General features: G+C 52.7%; 23 protein-coding genes. 13 read left to right on the top strand and 10 right to left on the bottom strand.

The genetic code is table 11. The features are described from left to right. The first annotated feature begins 310 nt into the window (after positions 1-310). The 6 genes from topA (at position 311) to acnA (ending at position 7,795) form a co-directional block, all read left to right on the top strand. Entirely contained in the window at positions 311-2,908 is a 2,598-nt protein-coding gene (gene topA, locus L379_RS10815) for a type I DNA topoisomerase (protein ID WP_017384217.1), read from the top strand. A 186-nt stretch (positions 2,909-3,094) separates the two neighbouring features. Further along, positions 3,095-4,069 carry an HTH-type transcriptional regulator CysB gene (cysB, locus tag L379_RS10820; RefSeq protein WP_006810844.1) on the top strand — a complete coding sequence of 325 codons (975 nt, stop codon included), beginning with the start codon at positions 3,095-3,097 and terminating at the stop codon, positions 4,067-4,069. 336 nt (positions 4,070-4,405) lie between these two features. Beyond that, positions 4,406-4,546, top strand: coding sequence for a YmiA family putative membrane protein (locus L379_RS10825; RefSeq protein WP_213083754.1), 141 nt, complete (start codon positions 4,406-4,408; stop codon positions 4,544-4,546). Positions 4,547-4,548: 2 nt separating this feature from the next. After that, a complete protein-coding gene (locus tag L379_RS26095; RefSeq protein WP_006810843.1) occupies positions 4,549-4,719 on the top strand; it encodes a hypothetical protein in 171 nt (56 codons plus the stop codon). A gap of 137 nt (positions 4,720-4,856) precedes the next feature. Beyond that, positions 4,857-4,955, top strand: coding sequence for a small membrane protein YmiC (ymiC, locus tag L379_RS26310; protein WP_032103392.1), 99 nt, complete (start codon positions 4,857-4,859; stop codon positions 4,953-4,955). A gap of 164 nt (positions 4,956-5,119) precedes the next feature. Further along, the gene (gene acnA / locus L379_RS10830) at positions 5,120-7,795 is read left to right on the top strand and encodes an aconitate hydratase AcnA (protein WP_032653817.1); all 2,676 of its coding nucleotides are present in this window, start codon (positions 5,120-5,122) and stop codon (positions 7,793-7,795) included. A 37-nt stretch (positions 7,796-7,832) separates the two neighbouring features. Here acnA and ribA read toward each other — a convergent pair whose 3' ends face one another. After that, positions 7,833-8,423 (bottom strand): GTP cyclohydrolase II, encoded by a 591-nt coding sequence (ribA, locus tag L379_RS10835; RefSeq protein ID WP_003856813.1) that lies wholly within the window; start codon positions 8,421-8,423, stop codon positions 7,833-7,835. A gap of 197 nt (positions 8,424-8,620) precedes the next feature. Here ribA and pgpB point away from each other — a divergent pair, with 197 nt between their 5' ends. The 5 genes from pgpB to yciH all read left to right on the top strand — a co-directional run bounded on the left by pgpB (position 8,621) and on the right by yciH (position 12,269). Beyond that, complete coding sequence (gene pgpB, locus L379_RS10840; protein WP_003856815.1) at positions 8,621-9,388, top strand: phosphatidylglycerophosphatase B; 768 nt, start codon at positions 8,621-8,623, stop codon at positions 9,386-9,388. 148 nt (positions 9,389-9,536) lie between these two features. Then, positions 9,537-9,845 carry a LapA family protein gene (locus tag L379_RS10845; protein ID WP_003856817.1) on the top strand — a complete coding sequence of 103 codons (309 nt, stop codon included), beginning with the start codon at positions 9,537-9,539 and terminating at the stop codon, positions 9,843-9,845. Between the two features lie 6 nt (positions 9,846-9,851). Beyond that, the gene (gene lapB, locus L379_RS10850) at positions 9,852-11,021 is read left to right on the top strand and encodes a lipopolysaccharide assembly protein LapB (protein WP_003856819.1); all 1,170 of its coding nucleotides are present in this window, start codon (positions 9,852-9,854) and stop codon (positions 11,019-11,021) included. A gap of 184 nt (positions 11,022-11,205) precedes the next feature. Further along, positions 11,206-11,943: an orotidine-5'-phosphate decarboxylase gene (pyrF, locus tag L379_RS10855; protein WP_032653814.1), complete on the top strand. Its 738-nt coding sequence runs from the start codon at positions 11,206-11,208 to the stop codon at positions 11,941-11,943. Next, a complete protein-coding gene (yciH, locus tag L379_RS10860) occupies positions 11,943-12,269 on the top strand; it encodes a stress response translation initiation inhibitor YciH (protein ID WP_015570389.1) in 327 nt (108 codons plus the stop codon). Before pyrF ends, yciH begins: the two co-directional genes overlap by 1 nt. A gap of 105 nt (positions 12,270-12,374) precedes the next feature. Here the strand turns inward: yciH and osmB are convergent, their stop codons facing one another. From osmB to L379_RS10875, 3 genes are all read right to left on the bottom strand, one after another. Then, entirely contained in the window at positions 12,375-12,593 is a 219-nt protein-coding gene (osmB, locus tag L379_RS10865) for an osmotically-inducible lipoprotein OsmB (RefSeq protein ID WP_017384212.1), read from the bottom strand. Positions 12,594-12,855: 262 nt separating this feature from the next. Beyond that, entirely contained in the window at positions 12,856-13,608 is a 753-nt protein-coding gene (locus L379_RS10870; RefSeq protein ID WP_032653811.1) for a DNA-binding transcriptional regulator YciT, read from the bottom strand. Positions 13,609-13,645: 37 nt separating this feature from the next. Beyond that, positions 13,646-13,828, bottom strand: coding sequence for a YciZ family protein (locus L379_RS10875; protein WP_003856825.1), 183 nt, complete (start codon positions 13,826-13,828; stop codon positions 13,646-13,648). Between the two features lie 191 nt (positions 13,829-14,019). Between L379_RS10875 and L379_RS10880 the strand changes: the two genes are divergently transcribed. Further along, on the top strand, positions 14,020-14,889 hold the full coding sequence (locus L379_RS10880) for a crotonase/enoyl-CoA hydratase family protein (RefSeq protein ID WP_017384209.1): 870 nt from the start codon (positions 14,020-14,022) through the stop codon (positions 14,887-14,889). On the opposite strand, the gene pdeR is transcribed toward L379_RS10880, so the two are convergent. The 4 genes from pdeR to fabI all read right to left on the bottom strand — a co-directional run bounded on the left by pdeR (position 14,886) and on the right by fabI (position 21,032). Next, complete coding sequence (pdeR, locus tag L379_RS10885) at positions 14,886-16,877, bottom strand: cyclic di-GMP phosphodiesterase (protein ID WP_032655630.1); 1,992 nt, start codon at positions 16,875-16,877, stop codon at positions 14,886-14,888. The genes L379_RS10880 and pdeR overlap by 4 nt on opposite strands. A 204-nt stretch (positions 16,878-17,081) precedes the next feature. Then, positions 17,082-19,016 carry an exoribonuclease II gene (locus L379_RS10890; protein ID WP_032653808.1) on the bottom strand — a complete coding sequence of 645 codons (1,935 nt, stop codon included), beginning with the start codon at positions 19,014-19,016 and terminating at the stop codon, positions 17,082-17,084. Positions 19,017-19,104: 88 nt separating this feature from the next. Then, entirely contained in the window at positions 19,105-20,091 is a 987-nt protein-coding gene (locus L379_RS10895) for a CMD domain-containing protein (protein WP_032653805.1), read from the bottom strand. A 152-nt stretch (positions 20,092-20,243) separates the two neighbouring features. Next, positions 20,244-21,032: an enoyl-ACP reductase FabI gene (fabI, locus tag L379_RS10900; protein WP_003856831.1), complete on the bottom strand. Its 789-nt coding sequence runs from the start codon at positions 21,030-21,032 to the stop codon at positions 20,244-20,246. A 510-nt stretch (positions 21,033-21,542) separates the two neighbouring features. On the opposite strand from fabI, the gene L379_RS10905 reads away from it, so the two are divergent. Continuing rightward, entirely contained in the window at positions 21,543-22,772 is a 1,230-nt protein-coding gene (locus L379_RS10905) for a sensor domain-containing diguanylate cyclase (protein ID WP_228100605.1), read from the top strand. A 2-nt stretch (positions 22,773-22,774) separates the two neighbouring features. Here the strand turns inward: L379_RS10905 and L379_RS10910 are convergent, their stop codons facing one another. Beyond that, entirely contained in the window at positions 22,775-23,596 is an 822-nt protein-coding gene (locus tag L379_RS10910) for a helix-turn-helix transcriptional regulator (protein WP_032653800.1), read from the bottom strand. Positions 23,597-23,643: 47 nt separating this feature from the next. Next, complete coding sequence (locus L379_RS10915; RefSeq protein WP_032653797.1) at positions 23,644-24,045, bottom strand: RidA family protein; 402 nt, start codon at positions 24,043-24,045, stop codon at positions 23,644-23,646. Positions 24,046-24,111 lie beyond the last annotated feature (66 nt).

Genomic DNA, 24,111 nt, shown 5'->3' with positions numbered 1-24,111 from the left:
GGCTGGCTGGCGGGATTTGCTTTTGCATGCTAATAAAGTTGCGTAACGAATTTTATCAGGTACAGTGTGCGCTTTCGTCATTCTGGCAACAGAATTGCTTGACATTCGACCGGGAATTCGTCACGAATGAACTTTGATGTGAGAAAAATACCCGAAAACTCAATGACCTGGATGTCGCCATTCTGACGTTCGGTAACACATAGGGGTTGATATCCCCTGACGATGTCGCAATATCAATGGCTCGTCGTCAGCGGAAGGGAAATCAACGTGCGGCGTATTCCTGGAAGAATTAAATTAGGTAAAGGTGAATATGGGTAAAGCTCTCGTCATCGTTGAGTCCCCGGCAAAAGCCAAAACGATCAATAAATATCTGGGCAATGACTACGTGGTTAAGTCCAGCGTTGGTCACATTCGCGATTTGCCGACCAGTGGCTCAGCCAGCAAAAAGAGCGCAGACTCTACCTCCACCAAAGGGGCTAAAAAGCCTAAAAAGGATGAACGTAGCGCGCTTGTCAACCGCATGGGTGTTAACCCATGGCACAACTGGGATGCACATTACGAAGTGCTGCCAGGCAAAGAAAAAGTCGTTAACGAGCTGAAACAGCTTGCTGAAAAAGCAGACCACATTTATCTCGCAACCGACCTTGACCGCGAAGGGGAGGCCATCGCATGGCACCTGCGGGAAGTGATCGGGGGTGATGACAAACGCTACAGCCGTGTAGTGTTCAACGAAATTACAAAGAATGCGATTCGTCAGGCGTTTGAAAAGCCGGGTGAACTGAATATCGACCGTGTTAACGCTCAGCAGGCGCGTCGCTTTATGGACCGCGTTGTAGGCTACATGGTCTCGCCGTTGCTGTGGAAAAAGGTCGCTCGCGGCCTGTCTGCGGGGCGTGTGCAGTCTGTGGCTGTTCGTCTTGTTGTAGAGCGTGAACGCGAGATCAAAGCGTTCGTCCCGGAAGAGTTCTGGGAAGTGGATGCGAATGTCACCACGCCGGGCGGCGATGCGCTGCCGTTGCAGGTGAGCCACCACAACGACAAACCGTTCCGTCCTGAAAATCGCGATCAGACCATGGCCGCCGTGGCGCTGCTGGAAAAAGCGCGTTATCAGGTTCTGGATCGTGAAGATAAACCAACCAGCAGCAAGCCTGGCGCACCGTTTATCACGTCAACTCTCCAGCAGGCGGCAAGTACCCGTCTGGGTTACGGCGTGAAGAAAACCATGATGATGGCCCAGCGCTTGTATGAAGCGGGTTACATCACCTACATGCGTACTGACTCCACCAACCTGAGCCAGGACGCTGTCAACATGGTGCGTGGCTATATCGAGGACAACTTCGGTAAGAAATACCTGCCGGACGGGCCTAATCAGTACGCCAGCAAAGAGAATTCTCAGGAAGCGCACGAAGCGATTCGTCCTTCTGACGTTTCTGTTCTGGCTGAATCGCTGAAAGATATGGAAGCGGACGCCCAGAAGCTGTATCAGCTGATCTGGCGCCAGTTCGTAGCCTGCCAGATGACGCCAGCGAAATACGACTCCACCACGCTGACCGTCGGCGCGGGTGATTTCCGCCTGAAAGCGCGCGGCCGCATTCTGCGCTTCGACGGCTGGACAAAAGTGATGCCAGCGTTGCGTAAAGGTGATGAAGACAGAACGCTGCCTTCAGTCAACAAAGGTGACGAGCTGTCGCTGGTTGATCTGGTCCCGGCTCAGCACTTCACCAAGCCACCTGCGCGCTTCAGCGAAGCATCGCTGGTGAAAGAGCTGGAAAAACGCGGCATCGGTCGCCCGTCCACCTATGCGTCAATCATTTCGACCATTCAGGATCGTGGATACGTTCGCGTCGAGAACCGTCGTTTCTATGCTGAAAAAATGGGTGAGATTGTCACCGACCGTCTGGAAGCGAACTTCCGCGAGTTGATGAACTATGACTTCACCGCGCAGATGGAAGACAGCCTCGATGAGGTCGCCAGCCATAAGGCAGAGTGGAAGAAAGTTCTCGACAGCTTCTTCAGCGATTTTACCAATCAGCTTGAGAAAGCCGAGAAAGATCCTGAAGAGGGCGGCATGCTGCCTAACCAGATGGTGCTGACCAGCATCGACTGCCCAACCTGTGGCCGTAAAATGGGGATCCGTACCGCGACCACGGGCGTGTTCCTCGGTTGCTCTGGTTATGCGCTGTCGCCGAAAGAGCGTTGCAAAACCACCATCAACCTCGTGCCGGAGAACGAAGTTCTCAACGTGCTGGAAGGTGACGATGCGGAGACCAACGCACTGCGCGCCAAACGCCGCTGTAAGAAATGCGGCACGGCGATGGACAGCTACCTGATCGATCCCAAACGCAAATTGCACGTTTGTGGCAATAACCCGACCTGTGATGGTTATGAGATCGAAGAAGGTGAGTTCCGCATTAAGGGCTATGACGGTCCAATCGTTGAGTGTGAGAAATGTGGTTCCGAAATGCACCTAAAAATGGGACGCTTCGGTAAGTACATGGCATGCACCAACGACGACTGTAAAAACACGCGTAAGATCCTGCGTAACGGTGAAGTTGCGCCGCCAAAGGAAGATCCGGTTCCGCTTCCTGAGCTGCCGTGCGAGAAGTCAGACGCGTATTTCGTGCTGCGTGACGGCGCTGCCGGGGTATTCCTGGCGGCCAACACCTTCCCGAAATCGCGCGAAACCCGTGCGCCGCTGGTAGAAGAGCTGTACCGCTTCCGCGACCGTCTGCCGGAGAAACTGCGTTACCTGGCCGATGCGCCACAGCAGGATCCAGAAGGCAACAAAACCGTGGTGCGCTTCAGCCGTAAAACGAAGCAGCAGTACGTGGCGGCAGAGAAAGAGGGCAAAGCGACCGGATGGTCAGCCTTCTTTGTCGACGGGAAATGGGTTGAAGGCAAGAAATAATCTTCCCTTACCGTAACTTACCTGTAAAAGGGCCGGACTTCCGGCCCTTTTTTATTACGTAGTTATTATTTTTTTTTCCGTACTATACAGCCTGGCTATAAATGATATAGTGGTTATAGTTAACCCGTTTCTTATTATCAAATCGTCTTAAGCGATTGACGCATGCGCTAAATCGGATGGTCTGGCATGAAATTACAGCAGCTTCGCTATATCGTTGAGGTCGTCAATCATAACCTCAATGTCTCTTCCACCGCAGAAGGTCTTTATACCTCTCAGCCCGGCATCAGTAAGCAGGTGCGTATGCTGGAGGATGAGTTAGGTATTCAGATATTTGCCCGCAGCGGTAAGCACCTGACTCAGGTCACCCCGGCAGGACAGGAAATCATACGCATCGCACGGGAAGTGCTCTCCAAAGTCGACGCCATTAAATCCGTCGCCGGGGAACATACCTGGCCGGATAAAGGCTCTCTGTATATTGCCACCACGCATACACAGGCGCGTTATGCGCTTCCCGGGGTGATCAAAGGCTTCATAGAACGCTATCCCCGCGTTTCCCTGCATATGCATCAGGGATCACCGACGCAAATCGCAGAGGCCGTGTCTAAAGGCAATGCAGACTTCGCTATCGCGACGGAAGCGCTCCATCTGTACGATGATCTGGTCATGCTCCCGTGCTACCACTGGAACCGCTCTATTGTCGTGACCCCGGATCACCCGCTGGCGGGGAAGGGCGAAGTGACAATCGAAGAACTGGCGCAATACCCGCTGGTGACCTATACGTTCGGCTTTACGGGCCGGTCTGAACTGGACACCGCGTTTAACCGCGCCGGATTAACGCCACGGATTGTCTTTACGGCGACGGATGCGGACGTCATAAAAACGTATGTACGTCTGGGCCTGGGCGTTGGGGTTATTGCCAGCATGGCGGTGGATCCTGTCTCAGACCCGGATCTGGTGCGTCTGGATGCGCATGATATTTTCAGTCACAGCACCACCAAGATAGGTTTTCGTCGCAGCACGTTCCTGCGCAGCTATATGTATGATTTTATTCAACGCTTTGCGCCACATTTAACGCGCGATGTGGTGGATACAGCTGTGGCGTTACGCTCCAATGAAGACATCGAAGAGATGTTTAAAGACATTAAACTTCCCGCCAAATAATCACTCCCGGTATCTTTCTCTTGCGGAAAGATACCGTCATTCCGCTTTAAACCTGAATTAGAATTATCATCATCTACGCCCACTGTCATATATCGTCATAACCCATTTGATGACTATGGTTTTACTGTCGCAAATTTGCGACAAAAGTAGAAACTAATTTACAGCTGTGCAAATTATTCTTTTCAATTATTTATTTCGGGTCAAAAGATTGAATTTTCCCGGGCTCGGATACGTAAATTCACTGGCTTTTCGGCTAAAGTTTCTTTAGGATTTATCTCATCAGATGATTACTTGTGCCAATTGTTTGGTCTCTAAATGATAAGCGATATCGATTGTATGAGGTTAGCAATGCCGTCAGGAAGTGAAGAACCGCAAAGGGATCCCGCGCTTAAGCGTAAAGCCTGGCTGGCGGTCTTTCTTGGCTCTGCCCTGTTCTGGGTGGTGGTTGCTCTTCTTGTCTGGAATTACTGGGGTTGATTATGGTCATGACGGTGCGTACAGAAGCGAGAAAAGAGATGTGTCAGCTTCGTGACAATGCTCACAAAGCCCGTAAGGCGCCAGCAACCAGCGTGCCAGCTTCCTGGAAACTGACGCCGCAGCAGCAGGCCTTTATTGATGTGTTCGCGGAAGACGAACCCAAAAAACAATAATTTTGATTTTTGCGTAATGATGCAAATAGTCTGAATATAGACTGTGCACTTTTGTACTCCTTAATAAATACACATCAGCAATATAGAACGAGGGCAGACCTCGCAACCTTAAATAATTAAAGTCTGGTGTCCCTATGATGAATAACATGACAACCGTAAAATACTGGTCATGGCTCGGCGTATTCTCAGCGTCGATCCTCTTCTGGTGTCAGCTCCTCTGGCTGGCCTTGCACTAAATCGTAAAACCTCGCCACGGCGGGGTTTTTGTTTTATCCCTCGCGTTGGACCATTCCTAAATTTATCAATTTGGGTTGTTATCAAAACGTTACGACATCTTTGTGTTATCTTTAATTACAGCCCTGATGATTGTCAGGACATCCCTGTTTTTAAGGAGGAGCTTATGTCGTTAACCCTACGCGAAGCCAGTAAGGACACATTACAGGCGGAAAATAAAACCTGGCGCTACTACAGCTTACCGCTGGCTGCCAGAACGCTTGGGGACATTTCGCGGTTACCCAAGTCGTTGAAAGTCTTACTGGAAAACCTCTTGCGCTGGCAGGATGGCGACTCGGTTACCGAGGAGGATATCCAGGCTCTGGCAGGGTGGCTGAAAAATGCTCATGCAGACAGAGAAATTGCCTATCGCCCGGCCAGGGTGCTGATGCAGGATTTTACCGGCGTGCCAGCGGTTGTGGATTTAGCTGCCATGCGTGAAGCCGTAAAGCGTCTCGGGGGCGATACAGCTAAGGTTAACCCCTTGTCCCCGGTAGACCTCGTCATTGACCACTCCGTCACCGTCGATCACTTTGGTGACGACGATGCTTTCGGCGAAAACGTCCGTCTGGAGATGGAACGTAACCATGAACGCTACGTATTTCTGAAATGGGGTCAGCAGGCGTTCAGCCGCTTCAGCGTTGTTCCACCGGGCACCGGCATTTGTCACCAGGTCAACCTGGAATATCTCGGCAAAGCCGTCTGGAGTGAATTGCAGGATAAAGAGTGGGTGGCTTACCCTGATACGCTGGTGGGCACCGATTCACACACCACCATGATTAACGGCCTTGGCGTTCTGGGCTGGGGCGTCGGTGGTATTGAAGCGGAAGCGGCCATGCTCGGCCAGCCGGTATCAATGCTCATTCCCGATGTGGTGGGCTTTAAGCTGACCGGTAAGTTGTCCGAAGGCATTACCGCCACGGATCTGGTTCTGACGGTCACCCAGATGCTGCGTAAGCATGGCGTGGTGGGTAAATTCGTTGAATTTTATGGCGATGGTCTGGATTCACTGCTGCTGGCGGACCGGGCCACCATCGCCAACATGGCGCCAGAATATGGCGCGACCTGCGGCTTTTTCCCGATTGATAGCGTTACGCTGGAGTATATGCGCCTCAGTGGTCGCAGCGAGGAGCAGGTGGCTCTCGTTGAGGCCTACACCAAAGCGCAGGGCATGTGGCGTAACCCGGGTGACGAGCCGGTATTTACCAGTACGCTGGAGCTGGATATGGGCACCGTTGAGGCAAGCCTCGCAGGGCCAAAACGTCCGCAGGACCGCGTCGCCCTGAGCAACGTTCCGAAAGCCTTTGCCGCCAGCAATGAGCTGGAAGTTAACGCCGCACAAAAAGATCACCGTCCGGTGGACTATGTTCTGAACGGGCATCAGTATCAGCTCCCTGACGGCGCCGTGGTGATCGCCGCTATCACTTCCTGTACCAACACGTCCAACCCGAGTGTGTTAATGGCTGCCGGGCTGCTGGCAAAAAAAGCGGTAGAGCTGGGGCTCAAGCCACAGCCTTGGGTTAAAGCCTCCCTGGCGCCTGGTTCGAAAGTGGTATCCGATTACCTGGCACAGGCCAGACTCACGCCTTACCTCGACGAGCTGGGCTTTAACCTGGTGGGCTACGGCTGTACGACCTGCATCGGTAACTCTGGTCCACTGCCTGAACCTATTGAAATGGCGATCAAGCAGGGGGATTTGACCGTTGGCGCGGTACTTTCCGGTAACCGAAACTTTGAAGGGCGTATTCATCCGCTGGTGAAAACCAACTGGCTGGCCTCGCCGCCGCTGGTTGTAGCCTATGCGCTGGCCGGAAACATGAACATTAACCTGGCGACCGATCCGATTGGTCACGATCGCAAAAATGAACCGGTCTATCTGAAAGACATCTGGCCATCATCGCGCGAAATTGCGCGCGCGGTAGAGAAAGTTTCCACCGAGATGTTCCGCAAAGAGTATGCGGAAGTGTTCGAAGGCACAGCGGAGTGGAAAGCGATCGACGTAGTGGGTTCCGATACCTATGACTGGCAGGATGATTCCACCTATATTCGCCTGTCGCCATTCTTCGACGAAATGCTGGCGGAGCCTGAACCGCTGAAAGATATTCACGGCGCGCGCATTCTGGCGATGCTGGGCGATTCCGTCACCACCGACCATATCTCTCCGGCGGGGAGCATTAAGGCGGACAGTCCGGCAGGTCGGTATCTGCAAAGTCGTGGCGTGGAACGTCGCGATTTCAACTCCTACGGTTCGCGCCGCGGTAACCACGAAGTGATGATGCGCGGGACCTTTGCCAACATCCGCATTCGCAATGAAATGGTCCCAGGCGTGGAAGGGGGTATGACGCGCCACCTGCCGGATACAGAGGTCATTTCAATTTATGACGCAGCCATGAAGTATCAGCAGCAGGGTACGCCGCTGGCCGTTATTGCCGGTAAAGAGTACGGCTCCGGTTCCAGTCGCGACTGGGCGGCAAAAGGTCCGCGTCTGCTCGGGGTTCGCGTGGTGATTGCCGAATCCTTTGAACGTATCCACCGCTCAAACCTGATCGGGATGGGGATCCTGCCGCTGGAGTTTCCGCAGGGCGTAACGCGTAAAACGCTGGGTTTGACCGGGGAAGAGCAGATTGATATCAGCGGTCTGCAAAATCTGCAACCGGGTAAAACCGTTCCGGTGAAGTTAACGCGCGCAGATGGAACGACAGAAGTGCTGGATTGCCGGTGTCGTATTGATACGGCAACAGAGCTGACCTATTATCAGAACGACGGCATTTTACATTATGTGATTCGTAAGATGTTGGACTGATAAAACTCGCCCGGCACATGTGCCGGGCGTTTTGCGTTTACTCGCTCAGCAGATGCCCCATTTTGGCAGCTTTGGTATCGAGGTAGTGCGCGTTTTTCGGGTTGCGGCCGACAATCAGCGGTACGCGTTCCACAATATTGATGCCCGCTTCAGTGAGGATTTCCACCTTTTTCGGGTTATTGGTCAACAGACGCACTTCGTCCACGCCCAGCAGCTTGAACATATCCGCGCACAGGGTGAAATCGCGCTCGTCAGCAGCAAAGCCGAGCTGATGGTTCGCTTCGACGGTATCGTAGCCCTGATCCTGCAACGCGTAGGCGCGGATTTTATTCAGCAGTCCAATATTGCGACCTTCCTGACGGTGATACAGCAGAACGCCACGTCCTTCCTCTGCGATATGAGAAAGGGCGGCTTCAAGCTGAAAACCGCAGTCGCACCGCAGACTGAACAGCGCGTCACCGGTCAGACATTCTGAATGAACGCGGGACAGCACCGGCGTTTGCCCCGAAATGTCGCCGAACACCAGGGCGACGTGATCTTGCCCGGTTGCCAGTTCTTCAAAACCCACCATCAGGAAATCGCCCCATGGGGTTGGCAGTTTGGCTTCTGCCACACGTTTAAGCTGCATGTGATTCTCCAGACCAGGCTGACACGTTTCGTGCCTTTGCCCCATTATGCTTTCTGTATCGGACTATTTTGCCACAAGCCCGGCAACTTCACCTAATCACCACCACGCTTTACAAACGTTAAACGCACAATCCGACATATCCACCTGAATGATGAAATTCAGTTATGATTGTGGTGCTTAGTGAAAAAGGAGAGGACATGCTTTCAATTGCCAGACGAACGGCCGCAGGCGCCGCCGTATTGCTCGTTATACCCCTGGTCGTTTGGTTCTCCGGCTGGATGTGGCAGCCCGGACAAAACGAGACGTGGCTGAAAGCCTTATACTGGATAACCGAGACGGTCACCCAGCCGTGGGGGATTATTACGCACGTGCTGCTCTGTGGCTGGTTCCTGTGGTGCCTGCGCTTTCGCCTTCGCGCGGCGCTGGTACTGTTCGCTATTCTCGGCGGTGCCATACTTATCGGGCAAGGGGTGAAGTCGTGGGTCAAGGATCGCGTGCAGGAACCCCGTCCTTTCGTCGTCTGGCTGGAAAAAACGCATCATGTTCCGGTGGATGAGTTCTACAATTTAAAGCGTAAAGATCGCGGTGCGTTGGTAAAGGAGCAGCTTGCAGAACAGCAGGATATCCCGACCTTTTTACGCAAACACTGGCAAAAAGAGACCGGCTTTGCGTTTCCTTCCGGGCATACGATGTTTGCTGCCAGCTGGGCGCTACTTGGCGTGGGACTGCTGTGGCCGCGTCGGCGTACCCTCACGATTGCGATTTTGCTGGTCTGGGCGACAGGCGTAATGGGCAGCCGGATGCTGCTGGGGATGCACTGGCCGCGTGATTTGGTGGTGGCAACACTGATCTCGTGGGTACTGGTGACGCTGGCAACCTGGCTTGCACAACGTTTTTGTGGACCATTGACGCCGCCGCCGGAAGAGAAGGAAGAAATAGCCGAAAGGGAGTCTGGCGGAACCTGAAGGTTGATATTCCGCATTTTGACCATAAATCCATGTAGGGCGCGTTACTTTTTCCATTTCGCGCCCGCCACTAAAATGGTAGCTTATAAGGCTGATTGCAGTGAGTTGAACACGCTTTATACGCTCGAACCACATAACGGGAAGTCATGTGAAATATTTACTCATTTTCTTACTGGTGTTGGCGATTTTTGTCATTTCAGTCACATTGGGCGCGCAAAACGATCAACAGGTAAGTTTTAACTATCTGCTGGCGCAGGGCGAGTACCGGGTGTCGAGCCTGCTGGCGGTGTTATTCGCGGCGGGTTTTGTCATCGGCTGGCTTGTATGCGGCCTGTTCTGGCTTAAGGTTCGTGTTTCTCTTGTTCGCGCTGAACGTAAAATTAAACGACTTGAACATCAACTTACGCCTGCGTCTGACATTCCGGCGAGCTCTGGTGTGCCGGTAGTCAAGGAATAATCGAATATGCTGGAGTTGTTGTTTCTGCTTTTGCCTGTCGCCGCAGCCTATGGCTGGTATATGGGCCGCAGAAGCGCGCAACAAACAAAACAGGATGAAGCAAACCGACTCTCCCGTGACTACGTAGCGGGGGTGAACTTCCTGCTGAGCAATCAGCAGGATAAAGCGGTGGATCTGTTCCTCGACATGCTTAAAGAGGATACCGGCACCGTTGAGGCGCATCTCACCCTGGGAAACCTGTTCCGCTCGCGCGGAGAGGTTGACCGTGCCATTCGTATCCACCAGACCCTGATGGAAAGCGCTTCGTTGACCTATGAGCAACGGTTGCTGGCCGTGCAGCAGCTTGGGCGGGATTACATGGCCGCGGGGCTTTACGATCGCGCCGAGGATATGTTCTCTCAGCTGGTGGATGAGACGGACTTCCGTATCGGTGCGCTTCAGCAGCTTCTGCAAATCTATCAGGCCACCAGCGACTGGCAAAAAGCGATTGATACCGCCGAACGGCTGGTCAAACTCGGTAAAGACAAACAACGCGTCGAAATTGCCCACTTCTATTGCGAGCTGGCTCTCCAGCAGATGGGTAGCGATGACATGGATAAAGCCATGGCATTGTTAAAGAAAGGCGCTGCGGCCGATCGCAACAGCGCGCGCATCTCGATCATGATGGGGCGGGTCTTTATGGCTAACGGTGATTACGCCAAAGCCGTGGAGAGCCTGCTTCGCGTTATCGATCAGGACAAAGAGCTGGTCAGCGAAACGCTGGAAATGCTGCAAACCTGCTATCAGCAGTTAGGTAAGCAGGACGAGTGGGTTGCGTTTCTGCGTCGCTGCGTTGAAGAAAACACCGGTGCCACAGCCGAGCTGATGCTGTCCGACGTCGTTGAAGAGCACGAAGGGAGTGATACCGCCCAGGTATACATTACCCGTCAGTTGCAGCGTCATCCTACCATGCGTGTTTTCCATAAGCTGATGGATTATCACCTTAATGACGCAGAAGAAGGGCGTGCTAAAGAGAGCCTGATGGTGCTGCGAGACATGGTGGGTGAACAGGTGCGAAGCAAACCGCGCTATCGCTGCCAGAAATGCGGCTTCACCGCCTATTCGCTTTACTGGCATTGCCCTTCCTGCCGGGCGTGGTCCACCATTAAGCCAATCCGAGGTCTGGACGGGCAGTGATTTTTTAAAACGCCGCATTTTAGTTACAACATACTAATGCTTGCAGTGATTTCGTCAGCACCGTGCGGTCTGGGGTTCGGCAGGAAAATCATTCGATTCTGTTCATTTACCCCGAGGGCAGGTAGAATGCACGCCGTTTATCTGTTCCGCGCCGCTGCGCGCCCATAGACGAAAAGGGCTGGTCATGACGTCTGTTACATCCTCCACTTCCCGCGTAGTTACCGATTCTCCCGTAGTTGTCGCTCTGGATTACAATAACCGTGACGCCGCACTGGCCTTTGTTGATGGCATTGATCCCCGCGATTGCCGTCTGAAAGTAGGCAAAGAGATGTTTACGCTGTTCGGCCCGTCAATCGTCCGCGATCTGCACCAGCGTGGCTTCGACGTTTTCCTCGACCTGAAATTCCACGATATTCCGAATACCACTGCGCACGCCGTAGCTGCGGCGGCTGAACTGGGCGTGTGGATGGTTAACGTTCATGCATCCGGCGGGGCACGCATGATGACGGCTGCGCGCGAAGCGCTGGTGCCGTTTGGTAATGACGCTCCGCTTCTAATCGCCGTCACCGTGCTGACCAGTATGGATGAATCCGACCTGCACGATCTGGGTGTGACGTTGTCACCTGCCGAACACGCGGAGCGTCTGGCGCGCCTCACGCAACAGTGTGGTCTCGATGGCGTGGTCTGTTCGGCTCAGGAGGCGGTTCGCTTCAAATCTGTGCTAGGCCGCGACTTTAAACTGGTAACGCCAGGTATCCGTCCGGCAGGCACCGAGTCTGGGGATCAGCGACGCATCATGACGCCAGAGCAGGCGCTGAGCGCGGGTGTAGACTATATGGTGATTGGTCGCCCGGTGACGCAATCCGCTCATCCGGCAGAGACCCTGAAAGCGATTAATGCATCACTGAAAAAGGGGGCATAATGCGTGACGCCAACAGTCGTCTGGTCTATTCAACGGATACCGGGCGCATTGAAGAGCCAAAAGAGAAAGCTGAACGTCCAAAAGGCGATGGCATCGTGCGAATTCAGCGCCAGACCAGCGGCAGGAAAGGTAAAGGGGTTTGCCTTGTCACTGGCATTGATCTGGATGATGCAGACCTGGTAAAGCTCGCCGCTGAACTTAAAAAGAAGTGCGGATGCGGTGGGGCAGTAAAAGACGGCATTATTGAGATTCAGGGTGATAAACGGGATTTAATTAAAGCGCTGCTGGAAGCCAAAGGAATGAAAGTCAAACTGGCGGGCGGCTAAAATAAATGAGCCACGGACATTGCCGTGGCTCTTTTTTTTTACGTGCGTAAGTCAGACCTGAAAATACAAAATATATTATTATACCGGTGAGAGCCGTTATGGTGATTATTTGCCCACCTGGTGACCGATAACACCACCTACGGCAGCACCACCTAATGTACCCAGCGTACTACCATCCGTTAATACTGCACCACCAAGCGCACCAGCACCGGCACCAATCGCGGTGTTACGGTCACGTTTAGACCAGTTAGAGCAAGCGCTCAGGGACATTGCTACAGTGATTGCCAGAACAGCGGCGGCTAATTTTTTGCTGGTAAAGGTCATAATACTTTCTCCTGAATTATCGATTCACGGAAAGGAATGCACTTTAAGTATAGACAATATCCATACTTAAATTCTGTTCCCGTGAAAGCTGGTCGCGCAGGCGTTTCATCATCACGCAGGTGATAGTCACTTCCTGTTATATCGCTAATATTAATTTTACGTGTTTAGAACGGTTTCAACAGGTAAAAACTCTTAAAGGCAGGGTCGGAATACTCTCAGAGAAAGGTTTAAGTGCGCCCATTATTCGGGCGCAGCAGGATAATCAGGCCGTTTTTTTCACAATATCGACAGTCAGGCCGTCTTGTTCTAATTGCTGGCGATGTTCATCGCGCAAACGCTCATCCGTAATCACACGGCTGAAGCGTGAAGCCGGACCCATCGTATAAGGGTGTACGGCGCCAAACTTAGAGCTGTCGGTCAGCACAATCGCTTCACACTCTTTGGCGAGCACTGCGTTAACCACGTCTGAACGCATCATATCGCGACCGGTAAAGCCGGTGTCGGGCTGCCAGCCGTCAATACCAATGAATGCCTTACTGAAGTGAACCTGCTGAACATATTGACGCGTTAATGGCCCCACCATGCTTTCGCTTTTCTTCTGGTAAATGCCGCCCAGCAGTATCACCTCGCACTGAGTTTCCTTCAACAGATGGGCGATATAGCTGCTTACGGTGATGATGGTAACGTCTTTTTGATCGGCGAGCGTGCGCGCCAGAAGGGCGTTACTGCTGCCATTTTCAATAAAGACGGTCTCACCGTTATTCACTAAGGATGCAGCAAACTCCGCCAACTCCCGCTTGAGCGCATAATTGTTCATCATGCGGGTTTCGACGTCGTCGCTGTCCAGTGGAACGGCATATCCGTGTGCACGCCGCAGGTAGCTCTGTTTTTCCAGCAGATTCAGATCCTGACGAATGGTGACTTCAGAAACGCCGGTGGCTTTAGCGAGATCGACCACGCTTACGCGTCCCTGATCGATCACCATCTGCAAAATGATTTGTTGTCGGGAATTCATAGCATCCATTTAAAAGGCAAGGGCGGAAACGACGTGGCTACACTTCCCACGGGGCTTTAGGTTGAGTGGATTCTGGAGCGTTATCAGCGCCGTTCTCAGCCAGCAGTTCAGACTTGAGGATTTCAAGGTTACGGATAGCAGAGTGATAATCGCCTGCGACAAGAATATCCAGCACAGTATCAATACGCTGTGCCACGGCTGTTGCATCAATGTTAGACATAAGCTCACCCTGAAGCGAAAAGTTAATATTATCAATGATGCAGAAAATTGATTCAAAAGAGAAGGTAAAAAATGCAATAACCAAAGTTCATAAATGAAAGTGATAAATTTGGCCCCCGTATGCTGCGGGTTGTAGGGGTGGATTAGTCTAAAACTGCGCGCAACGCGCTTTTTTATAAGAGGAATTCGACTATGACAGTTATCAACCAGACAACCTGCACATTGTTTACTGATGCTGAACGATTCACTCAACTGGCGGCTTATTATGAGGCCGAACGGCGTACGGTGTGGATGATGTTACGTGCCACGCCACGGCCTTGCTTCAATCATGCGCTGATCGAGGAGATCATGAATCTCTCCTGGCTGGTTCGACAGTCCGGATTTGTCGTTGATTTTTGGGTCACCGGATCGCTGGTCCCTGACATCTACAATACCGGCGGTGATTTACAGTTCTTCGTTGAGTGCATCAAAAACAACCGACGCGAAGCGTTACGCGCCTATGCCCGGGCCTGTGTGGACTGCGTTCATGCCGCCTCGCGAGGGTTTGATACCGGTGCTGTCACGCTGGCTATGGTGGAAGGAAGCGCGTTAGGGGGCGGGTTTGAAGCCGCGCTGGCGCATCATTTCATTCTGGCCCAGCGCGATGCCCGATTAGGCTTTCCGGAAATCGCGTTCAATCTGTTCCCGGGCATGGGCGGCTATTCACTGGTGGCGCGTCGCGCCGGCATGAAAATGGCGGAGGCGCTGATCTACAAAGGTGAGACGCATACGGCGGAATGGTATGAGCAGTATGGTCTTGTGGATCTCTTATTCGAGCCGTTACAGAGCTATGTTTCGGTGCGGACGTTTATCGACACGCTACAGCCGAAGCTCAACGGCGTAAGGGCCATGCTGCGTGCGCGTACGCGCGTGCTGCCACTTCCGCGAAGCGAGCTGATGGACATTACTGAGGATTGGGTTGATGCCGCCTTCTGCCTTGAACCGAAGGATATCGCCTACATGGAGCGGCTGGTTATGCTGCAAAATCGCCATCAGGCGACGGGCTTACGCAAAGCCAGCTAACGGACATTTCTGGCCTGATAGCGCTTTAGCCATCGCTCGAATGCGGCAGCGGGCATGGGCTTAGCAAAAAGATAACCCTGCCGTTCGTTGACGCCATTCTTCGTCAGAAAGGCGTCTTCTTTTGCACTTTCCACCCCTTCAGCAATGACCTGCAAATTTAACGCCTGCGCCACGGCGACTATCGCACGCACCAGCGACTGTGAAATGGACTGCTTATGGATGTCCCGCACGAAAGCCTGGTCAAGCTTAATGGCATCGATAGGGAAGCGCGCCAGCTGCGACAGGGAAGAGTACCCCGTACCAAAGTCATCCAGGTGAATTTGCGCTCCCAGGCGGCTAAATTGCTGGATCACTGACAGGGCCAGCTCTTCATTTTCAATGAGACAGCTTTCGGTCAATTCCACGTCAATCGGGCAGTATTCAAAACTCAGGTCTTTCAGCGCCTGCTTCAGGTCGCTGAAGATGGTCTGGTCCGCCAGCTGACGGGCGGAGACGTTGACCGCGACGCGAAGGTTGATCCCCTTGTCGCGCCATTTTGCCACCTGGCGCACCACATCAAGCATAACCCAGCGGCCCAGGGGCACAATCAGCCCTGACTCCTCAGCATAGGAGATAAACTCCATCGGCGGGATCAGGCCACGCTCTGGCGACTGCCAGCGCACCAGCGCCTCCAGACTTCTGACTTCGCCGCGCCAGGTTATTTTGGGCTGGTAGTGGATTAACAGCTGATCGTTATCCAGCGCTTTACGCAGGTTGGTATCCAGCCACAGGTATTCAAATACGCGCTGGTTCATCTCTGGCGAGAAGACGCAGAATTTGCCCCGGCCATTTTCTTTGGCGGTGTACATGGCGGTGTCGGCATTACGAATGACGCTTTCGCGATCGTTACCGTGCTGGGGCGCAAGCGCGATGCCCAGCGAGCAGCCGGTGTAAACCTCTATCAGCCCGATGCGGAAAGGCTGACGAAGTCGGGTCAGTATGCGCGATGCCATGGCTTCCAGCGCGCCCTGCGAGGTATCGGTGGCCAGCACGATAAACTCATCCCCACCCAGGCGCGCCAGGGTTTGTCCTTCGTCCAGGCAGCTCAGGATCGCCAGCGCAACGGCCTGTAGCAACTGGTCGCCAAACATATGCCCATAGGCATCATTCACTTTTTTAAAATTATCCAGATCGAGATAAACCACGCCTACCTGGGTGTCACCCCTAGCGGTGATGGCATCAAAGATCAGCTCATGGATGGCGTTTCGGTTAGGCAAACCGGTAATCGTATCCGTATTGGCGAGTACGCGCAGGCGCTCCTGGGCCCGACGCTCTTCGGTTATGTCGGTACCTGAACAGATGAGGAAAATTTCATTTTTCCCGCTGCCGCTGTGAACAAATTTATTTCTGAAGAGAAACAGGCGCTGCCCTTTGCGGGTCTTGATCCAGCGTTCAACTTCGTACGAGCTGCCGTTACGAAAAAAACCGGTGATGTTGCGTTTGGAGGCCGCGGCTTCGCTACGGCTCATAAACAGTTTGAACACGTTTTGCCCGATAACTTCCTGTTCCTTCAGGCCCGTATATTCTTCACTTAAACGGTTGAAGCGCTGAATATTCCCGTTCTGGTCGAGGATCACAATCACGGAGTTAGCCTCGGACACTACCTGTTCGGCGAAGGAGAGCCCCTGCGCCAGGTCCCGCGCCACGGAAGGAGTATCGTTCCAGGCTGATGCCGTTCCTGCCCACTCATTTTTGTTAATTTTACGGCCGACAAGATGAACCGGAACGTCCACACCGTACAAGGGCAGGGTCATGGCAATGCTGGAGGTTATCACGGTGAGCTGGCGGATCAGCGCGGCCTGCTCATCATCCAGCGCCACCACCTGAATGATGTCAGCGCTTTCACTGGCAGCAAGATGCAGAGCATTGCTGTCTGCTGTCAGTCGCCACCAGGGGCTATGCGTACCCATGTAACGAAACAGCAAATTCTGCTCCAGATCGTCCATCACGTTTTCTCCCGCGGCTGCTGAGTAGCGCACAAATTATTCATTTGCAGTCGACAATGACGGCTCTCTTTTACTGTAGATAATTCTGGCGAAATGTGGCGATGGGAAACAGAAAAGTGTGAGAAAAAACGATGATTTTGCGGGAGATAATACAGAAGAGAACTCCCGGCCACCCCTTAACGGAACGGCCGGAAGTTTACGCAGTTATCAGGCGACAGGGCGCGCGATAATACTGCGGGTTTCCATGCGCACTTCAGCGATGGTGACATCAATCACGTCAGTGACCTTGTAAACCGTTTCGCCTTTAATTTGCACGGTCCCGTTTTCCTGGCTACAAACCAGTTCGTCGCGAACGGCATGCAGGAACGGGGCAGGAATAAAGGCAACGGCGCCATTATCCACCAGACGAACGCGCATACCGCCGCGGCTGATGTCAATGATTTCAGCCGGGAAACGGGTGTCAGTCCCTGCCTTATCATTCAGGAAGCGCGCGTATAACCAGTCGCCGACATCACGCTCCGCCATACGGTTCAGTCGGCGACGTTCTGCCATCTGCAACGTCGTATCATCCTGTGGGCGGGCAACAGATTCCCCTTTGATGATCGCTTTCAGCAGACGATGGTTAACCATATCGCCGTACTTACGGATCGGGGAGGTCCAGGTCGCGTAAGCCTCAAGGCCAAGGCCGAAGTGCGGGCCTGGCTCGGTGCTGATTTCCGCAAAGGACTGGAAGCGGCGAATACGGCTGTCAAGGAACCCTGAAGGCTGCGCGTCCAGCTCGCGGCGCAGTTTGCAGAAACCTTGCAGGGTCAGCACTTCCTCAGGATCGACGTGTACGTCATGGGTTTTCAGCAGGGCAGCCAGCGCTTCGGTGTTCGCCGGATCAAACCCGGTGTGCACGTTATAAATGCCAAAGCCTAATTTGTCGCGCAGCACGCGGGCGGCACAAATGTTGGCGGATATCATCGCTTCTTCAACGATGCGGTTGGCAATACGGCGCGGCTCAGCGACAATATTCAGCACTTCACCTTTTTCACCCAGCACAAAACGGTAGTCCGGACGATCTTTGAAGACCAGCGCGTGAGTTTGACGCCATTCGCTGCGGCTCAGGCAGACGCGGTGCAGCAGACGAATTTGTGCGGCAATGTTGTCGGACTCAGGTTTCCAGCTACCCGTGTTCTCCAGCCAGTCGGACACGTCGTCATAGGCCAGCTTGGCTTTGGATTCGATGGTGGCGGCGAAGAATTCAATATCTTCTTCAATGGTACCATCAGCCGCAATGGTCATCCGACAGGCCAGCACCGGACGCACTTCATGCGCACGCAGCGAGCAAAGATCGTCGGAGAGTTCACGCGGCAGCATCGGAATGTTAAAGCCCGGCAGGTAGTTGGTGAACGAGCGCACTTTGGCCATCTCGTCCAGCTTGCTGCCTTCGACAATCCATGCGGTAGGGTCGGCAATGGCGACGGTCAGATGCAGTTTGCCATCGGCTGTATCTTCGGCATACAACGCATCGTCCATATCCTCGGTGCTGGCGCTGTCGATGGTGACAAAGTTCAGCGCCGTCAGATCGCGACGTTCCAGACCTTCGTCCTGCATTTCAGTCGCCACGCCCTCAGGCGCTTCTTTTTCGAGGTTGTGGCGCGCCAGCGTCACCCACCATGGGACGAAATGGTCGTCGCCGAAGGTAATGTATTGGGTAAGCTCGGCGTAAAAACCGCGATCGCCTTTTAAAGGATGACGGCGCATCTCAGCAACCGCCCAGTCACCCTCAACAAAATCATGCTCAACGCCACGCGCGGCGCGGCACGGAATAGCATCTTTCAGGAGAGGATGGTCCGGCACGACAGAAAGACGAGCGTCTTTTTTATGCACTTTCCCGACAAAGCGGGTCAGGAAAGGTTCGATCAGTGCTTCCGGCTCGGCAGACTCTCGTTCCTTTTCGGTATGAATAACGGCCGAAATGCGGTCGCCATGCATCACTTTCTTCATCTGAGGAGGCGGAATGAAGTAGCTCTTCTGCCCGTCAACTTCAAGAAAGCCAAAGCCCTTTTCCGTGGCTTTTACGACCCCTTCTGCACGCGGCGTCTGGGAATGCAGTTGCTGTTTAAGCTGCGCTAGCAGCGGGTTGTCCTGAAACATAATGTTCTATTTTCGTAGCCATTGAGCGGCTGACAGTTTTACGCGAATCTCACTGCTACAGCAAGCGCTCTTTAGGTAAAGAGTATGGTTATTCCTCTTTGCCGAGCGCCACGCGCAGACGGTCCAGCCAGCCATAAAATGCATCTCGGGTAAGCAGGTTGATGGCCTTCTCTGGCAAGAGACCTGACCCGGTCAGGGGCGTTAACTGGGCGGCGCTAAAGCGATCCGGAGAGGCGACAAGCAGCGCACGAGCGGCTGAGAGCATCGAAGACGCGGGACCTTCACTTCGCGGATGGTTAAGCAGAATTTCGCCCGTCAGATCAAGCAGCATCGGCTCATGGCACAGTACAGGGGTGAGCGCTTCAAGCGCCGGTTCCGCCTGCCAGCGTGAGAGCGCCTCAAGCTGAAGCGCACTGGCATATTTTAGCTCAACCACGGGTAGCGTGGCGGTCCATCTGCTGAAGCTGAGCGGCAGCGTATGGGGCTGAATGTGGTGCCCGGGCAGCCAGCGTACCGGATGGCCAAGCAATGCCTGAAATACCGCGACCACTCGCGCCTGAAAACCGACAAAGCCGATGATCTGGTTGATGAGCACAATGTCATACGTTGTGAGTCCAACCTCATCAAGCTGGTTTTGGGCTTTATCATCGATGACATCGGGTGAGCTGGCTAACTGGCGGGCATACTGGGTAATTTCTGCAAGGCGTCGATTGCTTTCCCGGGAGGAGTCCGGCCCTGGAAGAGGGGCGAGCAGAGCAGCGTAGTGGTTACAGAGCCGCTGAACGCCACACGCCTGGGCAACCGTTAATGCCGTGCTCAGCCTGTCGTAGGCGCTGAGCGTATGCAGACGGTTCACGGGAGTATCAAGTGGGAACAAAAGATGACAGAGGGTTCGGGCAGGCGTAAGCCAACCAGCACAGCTTGCGAGAATGTCATCGGGCAGGGCTAGATCGAGCAAAAAACGGTCGTCGACGTTAGCGGCTTCGGGCACCAGCGGCAGAACGTCCGTCTGCGAATGATTCGACTGGGTTTCATGATACCAGTGGCCTTTGCCGGAAAAACGGCGTTGTTCCATGGGCGTTCCTTGATCTCAAAATGGCGATCAATATCCTGGCGTAAGGCGGATGAGCGGAAAAATATTGTTAGGTGATAACAAATAGCTGAACGGAATAACGAGGGGCGGGGCGGGAGGAAACTCTCTTCCCTGGCGGGAAGAGAGTGACAAGCTTATTTGATTTCCAGCTCGTTCATTGCAGCGATGTTGAAGCCGCCGTCAACGTGAACCACTTCGCCGGAGATGCCCGCGGAAAGGTCAGAGCACAGGAATGCCGCAGAGTTACCCACATCTTCGATGGTAACGGTACGACGAATCGGGGTAACCGCTTCGCAGTGTGCCAGCATTTTACGGAAATCTTTGATACCGGAAGCGGCCAGGGTACGGATTGGACCCGCAGAAATAGCGTTAACACGCACGCCTTCAGGACCCATCGCGTTCGCCATGTAGCGCACGTTGGCTTCCAGAGACGCTTTCGCCAGACCCATAACGTTGTAGTTAGGGATAGCACGTTCTGCGCCGAGGTAGGACAGAGTCAGCAGGGCTGCGCCCGGGTTCAGCATCGCGCGGCAGGATTTTGCCATTGCAACGAAGCTGTAGGAGCTGATGTCGTGGGCGATTTTGAAGCCATCACGGGTAACCGCGTTCACGTAGTCGCCGTCCAGCTGGTCGCCAGGAGCGAAGCCGATGGAGTGAACAAAACCGTCGAATTTCGGCCATGCTTTTGCCAGTTCAGCAAACATGCCATCAATGCTTTCGTCTTGTGCAACGTCACATTCCAGAACAATGCTGGAACCCAGCTGCGCGGCAAATTCTTCAACACGGCCTTTCAGCTTGTCGTTCTGGTAGGTGAACGCCAGCTCAGCGCCTTCGCGATGCATTGCCTGTGCGATGCCGTATGCGATGGACAGTTTGCTGGCAACGCCAGTCACCAGAATGCGCTTACCGGAAAGAAAACCCATAGCTTTAATCCTTATATTCATTGCTTATTTTGCCTTGTAATTCATAGCGTTACAGGCAGTATTTCAAAATCATTCGAAATTAGCTCGAAATTATAGCCCACTCACAGCCCCTTGTGTCACGATATTTCTCGCTCCTGCGCCGTGAATGGGCTCACGGAAGAGGTTGAACTGACTCTTCATCAGGCTGTTTCGTGTGTATCCCAGCAGTATATCACCGCACGCGGGGTTCGCCTCATCCAACCAGCGGGCACCGTGACGCCGCCCTCATGCTGATGTGTCCAGCGCCTTTTGCGCAAAATGATCCGTTTAGCCCTTTAAACGCTTTAAAATTGCGCGAGGGTTGATAACGGCTATGCCATTTTGCGTCTTTATCTGTGTGCGGTAAGAAGGAAGATGAAAAATATTACGTTGGCCGAAAAACTGATCATGCTGTCAGGTGCGGTGCTTTTCGCACTAATGATCGCGGTGAACTCCTTTTGCGTGAATGATAATCCTGGTTTCAGGGTGCCTATGACCACCTATTTGATCGTCATGATTGCGCTGTTCTTTCTGGATACCATTATCTTTATTTTTATCCAGATGCTGTATGCCTCCGACCGAACGCGTTTTTCATTATTCATTCTGAGCCTGGCATTTCTTAGTGGGCTGGTTTATTTTATTGAGACGATCATTGTTATTCAGCTTCCGGAGCATGCTGGTTTTACCCAGGCGGCAAAAACCAACGATACGGCGGTATTCTATTTTTTCCGGCAGCTGAGCTTTATCGTATTACTGGCGCTGGCGGTCCGTGTGGAGAAAATCACGATACGATCTACGCTCAGATTCCGAAATAAGATCAGCATGACGTTAGCATTAATGATGTCACTGGTTATGTTTCCGATGCTGGCCCATTATCTCAGCAGCTACCATCCGGCCTGGACATTAACGATTGCAGCATACGAAGATGAACATCATCATCCTGTCTGGGATATCAGGTACGTAAACGTTCTGATCCTGCTCTGGTCGGTTTTACTTTGTTATATGATTTCAGTGACACGCCTGGCGTCCGGGATCTGGAACAGTATAATTGTGGTCTGCCTTTCCGCCATCGTTTACAATTTTTTCCTCTTACTGCTTGATACCTACAATCTGTCGCTCTGGTATATCAGCCGGGCAGTAGAGGTTCTCAGCAAATTATTTGTGATTTGTACCTTAATGTTCCACGTCTTTAACCTGTTGAAAATTTTCGGCGATCGGGTTGATCGCGATCCGCTTACTCAGATCTACAACCGTAAATATTTTTACGAGGCACTTCCGCGGGTCCGCTCGCTCAGGACAGAAAAGGGGGCCAGCATTATGATGCTGGACATCGACAACTTTAAGTCGATAAACGATAACTGGGGCCATCTTGTGGGGGATCGCGTGATTCTGGCGGTCGTGGATATTATCAAAGACAGCATTCGCGATAACGACATCTTTGCCCGACTGGGAGGCGAGGAGTTTGGTCTTCTGCTGCCGGATACCGACGGTAAGCAGGCTATTGCCGTCGCGGAGCGTATTCGCCAGAACGTTCAACAGCGCACCGGGCCGGGCTACCATTATGCTCTCCCTGTAAAGGTCACATTAAGTATCGGCGTGTGCTCAGCCATTCAGAATAACGTCAACAGCAATGATATTATGCGTGACGTGGACGAGGCGTTATATGAGGCTAAGCACAACGGTAAAAACAGAATCGTTATCAGACAGGCTGAATGCAGCTGAGGTCACAGGATGGGGATGAAAACATCAAAATCGACACGCTCATCGCTGTACGCATTAATTTTCATCAGGTAAATACCGTCACGCAACGTCAGGCGTTTATTTACCATCGCCTTAACGAAGCCAATCTTGTTAAACGCGCTGTAGCTTTCCCAGCTACCGCTAAAGGGCATTCTTGCGTATCTCCCACACACAGCGCAGAATTTTTTATTTTTCACCGTGTCGCTTTGTAAAGCGTACGATATTAATACCTCGACCAGATACGATCGGCTTTTGCCTAACTCGGGTCGGCGGGGCATCAGAATAATTCTATCGATATCATGGCGGTTTTCTGTCAGGAGCTTTTTGATTTTTTGAGTAATATCATGCACCGAGGTATCAAAAAGATGATCGTGCTCGATAATTTCATGTGTATAGACAAACGTTTCATTCAGATAGCAGACCTCTAGCTCAGGCGTTTCCAGTTCGCTTAATAAAAAAGAGGGCTGTAAGATGTCAAAATTCCACCCTCTGGCACATCTGTACTCAGAGGGTGTCAGCCCCATCATTTTTTTAAAGGCTCTGGAAAATCCCTGGCTGCTCTGGTAATGGAATAAATACGCAATATCCGTCACCGGAATCGACGTCATTCTCAGCATAATGGCGGCACGGCTTAACCTCCTTCGGAGAATATACTCACCTAAAGAGAGCCGATACTTCTCTTTAAACAATGTTTCGATGGTTCTTCTGCTGTATCCAATATCTGCAACCAAATCATCAATGTGTAAAATAGTAAAGTTATTTTCTTCTACCCAGGAGAGAATATAGTTACTGATGCTGTCTTTCATTTGTGCGTCAGTGATAGCTTAACGGTAAATCAGTTTGCAGCCTTATGTTAATTCGCGGGCGTAGGGATCCTGGCGATAACCTTAATTTCGAAATCAAAACCCGCAAGCCAGTTAACGCCTATTGCTGTCCAGTTTGGGTAAGGAGCGTGCGGAAATGCCAGTTTTTTCGCCGCCATGTTGACGGGAAACTGGTTTTCAGGATCGGTATGAAACGTCGTGACATCGATCAGATCGTCAAAAGTACATCCTGCGGCTGCCAGAGTCGCCCGTAAATTATCGAACGCCAGCTGCACCTGAGCGGGAAGGTCGGGTTCAGGTGTGCCATCGCTGCGGCTGCCAACCTGACCGGAAACAAATAACAGATCGCCAGAGCGGATTGCAGCTGAATAGCCATGCTCTTTATAGAGGGCATGTCGGTTAGCCGGGAAGACGGGATCACGTGAAGGCATGGCTTTTCCTTTTCTGTCAGAGGTATTGTTGTGCTTACGCGGTAGAAGTAACATACGCGATGTATG

Source organism: Enterobacter sp. MGH 33, assembly GCF_000534535.1.
Taxonomy (GTDB): Bacteria; Pseudomonadota; Gammaproteobacteria; order Enterobacterales; family Enterobacteriaceae; genus Enterobacter; species Enterobacter hormaechei_C.
The sequence above is the reverse complement of the archived record's forward strand: the minus strand, read 5'-3'. Positions and strand labels throughout refer to the sequence as shown.

Bases quoted from the DNA above. Each gene is read 5' to 3' on its own strand.
- topA (WP_017384217.1), top strand. From the start codon at position 311: ATGGGTAAAGCTCTCGTCATCGTTGAGTCCCCGGCAAAAGCCAAAACG.
- cysB (WP_006810844.1), top strand. From the start codon at position 3,095: ATGAAATTACAGCAGCTTCGCTATATCGTTGAGGTCGTCAATCATAAC.
- L379_RS10825 (WP_213083754.1), top strand. From the start codon at position 4,406: ATGAGGTTAGCAATGCCGTCAGGAAGTGAAGAACCGCAAAGGGATCCC.
- L379_RS26095 (WP_006810843.1), top strand. From the start codon at position 4,549: ATGGTCATGACGGTGCGTACAGAAGCGAGAAAAGAGATGTGTCAGCTT.
- ymiC (WP_032103392.1), top strand. From the start codon at position 4,857: ATGAATAACATGACAACCGTAAAATACTGGTCATGGCTCGGCGTATTC.
- acnA (WP_032653817.1), top strand. From the start codon at position 5,120: ATGTCGTTAACCCTACGCGAAGCCAGTAAGGACACATTACAGGCGGAA.
- ribA (WP_003856813.1), bottom strand. From the start codon at position 8,423: ATGCAGCTTAAACGTGTGGCAGAAGCCAAACTGCCAACCCCATGGGGC.
- pgpB (WP_003856815.1), top strand. From the start codon at position 8,621: ATGCTTTCAATTGCCAGACGAACGGCCGCAGGCGCCGCCGTATTGCTC.
- lapB (WP_003856819.1), top strand. From the start codon at position 9,852: ATGCTGGAGTTGTTGTTTCTGCTTTTGCCTGTCGCCGCAGCCTATGGC.
- pyrF (WP_032653814.1), top strand. From the start codon at position 11,206: ATGACGTCTGTTACATCCTCCACTTCCCGCGTAGTTACCGATTCTCCC.
- yciH (WP_015570389.1), top strand. From the start codon at position 11,943: ATGCGTGACGCCAACAGTCGTCTGGTCTATTCAACGGATACCGGGCGC.
- osmB (WP_017384212.1), bottom strand. From the start codon at position 12,593: ATGACCTTTACCAGCAAAAAATTAGCCGCCGCTGTTCTGGCAATCACT.
- L379_RS10870 (WP_032653811.1), bottom strand. From the start codon at position 13,608: ATGAATTCCCGACAACAAATCATTTTGCAGATGGTGATCGATCAGGGA.
- L379_RS10875 (WP_003856825.1), bottom strand. From the start codon at position 13,828: ATGTCTAACATTGATGCAACAGCCGTGGCACAGCGTATTGATACTGTG.
- L379_RS10880 (WP_017384209.1), top strand. From the start codon at position 14,020: ATGACAGTTATCAACCAGACAACCTGCACATTGTTTACTGATGCTGAA.
- L379_RS10890 (WP_032653808.1), bottom strand. From the start codon at position 19,016: ATGTTTCAGGACAACCCGCTGCTAGCGCAGCTTAAACAGCAACTGCAT.
- L379_RS10895 (WP_032653805.1), bottom strand. From the start codon at position 20,091: ATGGAACAACGCCGTTTTTCCGGCAAAGGCCACTGGTATCATGAAACC.
- fabI (WP_003856831.1), bottom strand. From the start codon at position 21,032: ATGGGTTTTCTTTCCGGTAAGCGCATTCTGGTGACTGGCGTTGCCAGC.
- L379_RS10905 (WP_228100605.1), top strand. From the start codon at position 21,543: ATGACCACCTATTTGATCGTCATGATTGCGCTGTTCTTTCTGGATACC.
- L379_RS10910 (WP_032653800.1), bottom strand. From the start codon at position 23,596: ATGAAAGACAGCATCAGTAACTATATTCTCTCCTGGGTAGAAGAAAAT.
- L379_RS10915 (WP_032653797.1), bottom strand. From the start codon at position 24,045: ATGCCTTCACGTGATCCCGTCTTCCCGGCTAACCGACATGCCCTCTAT.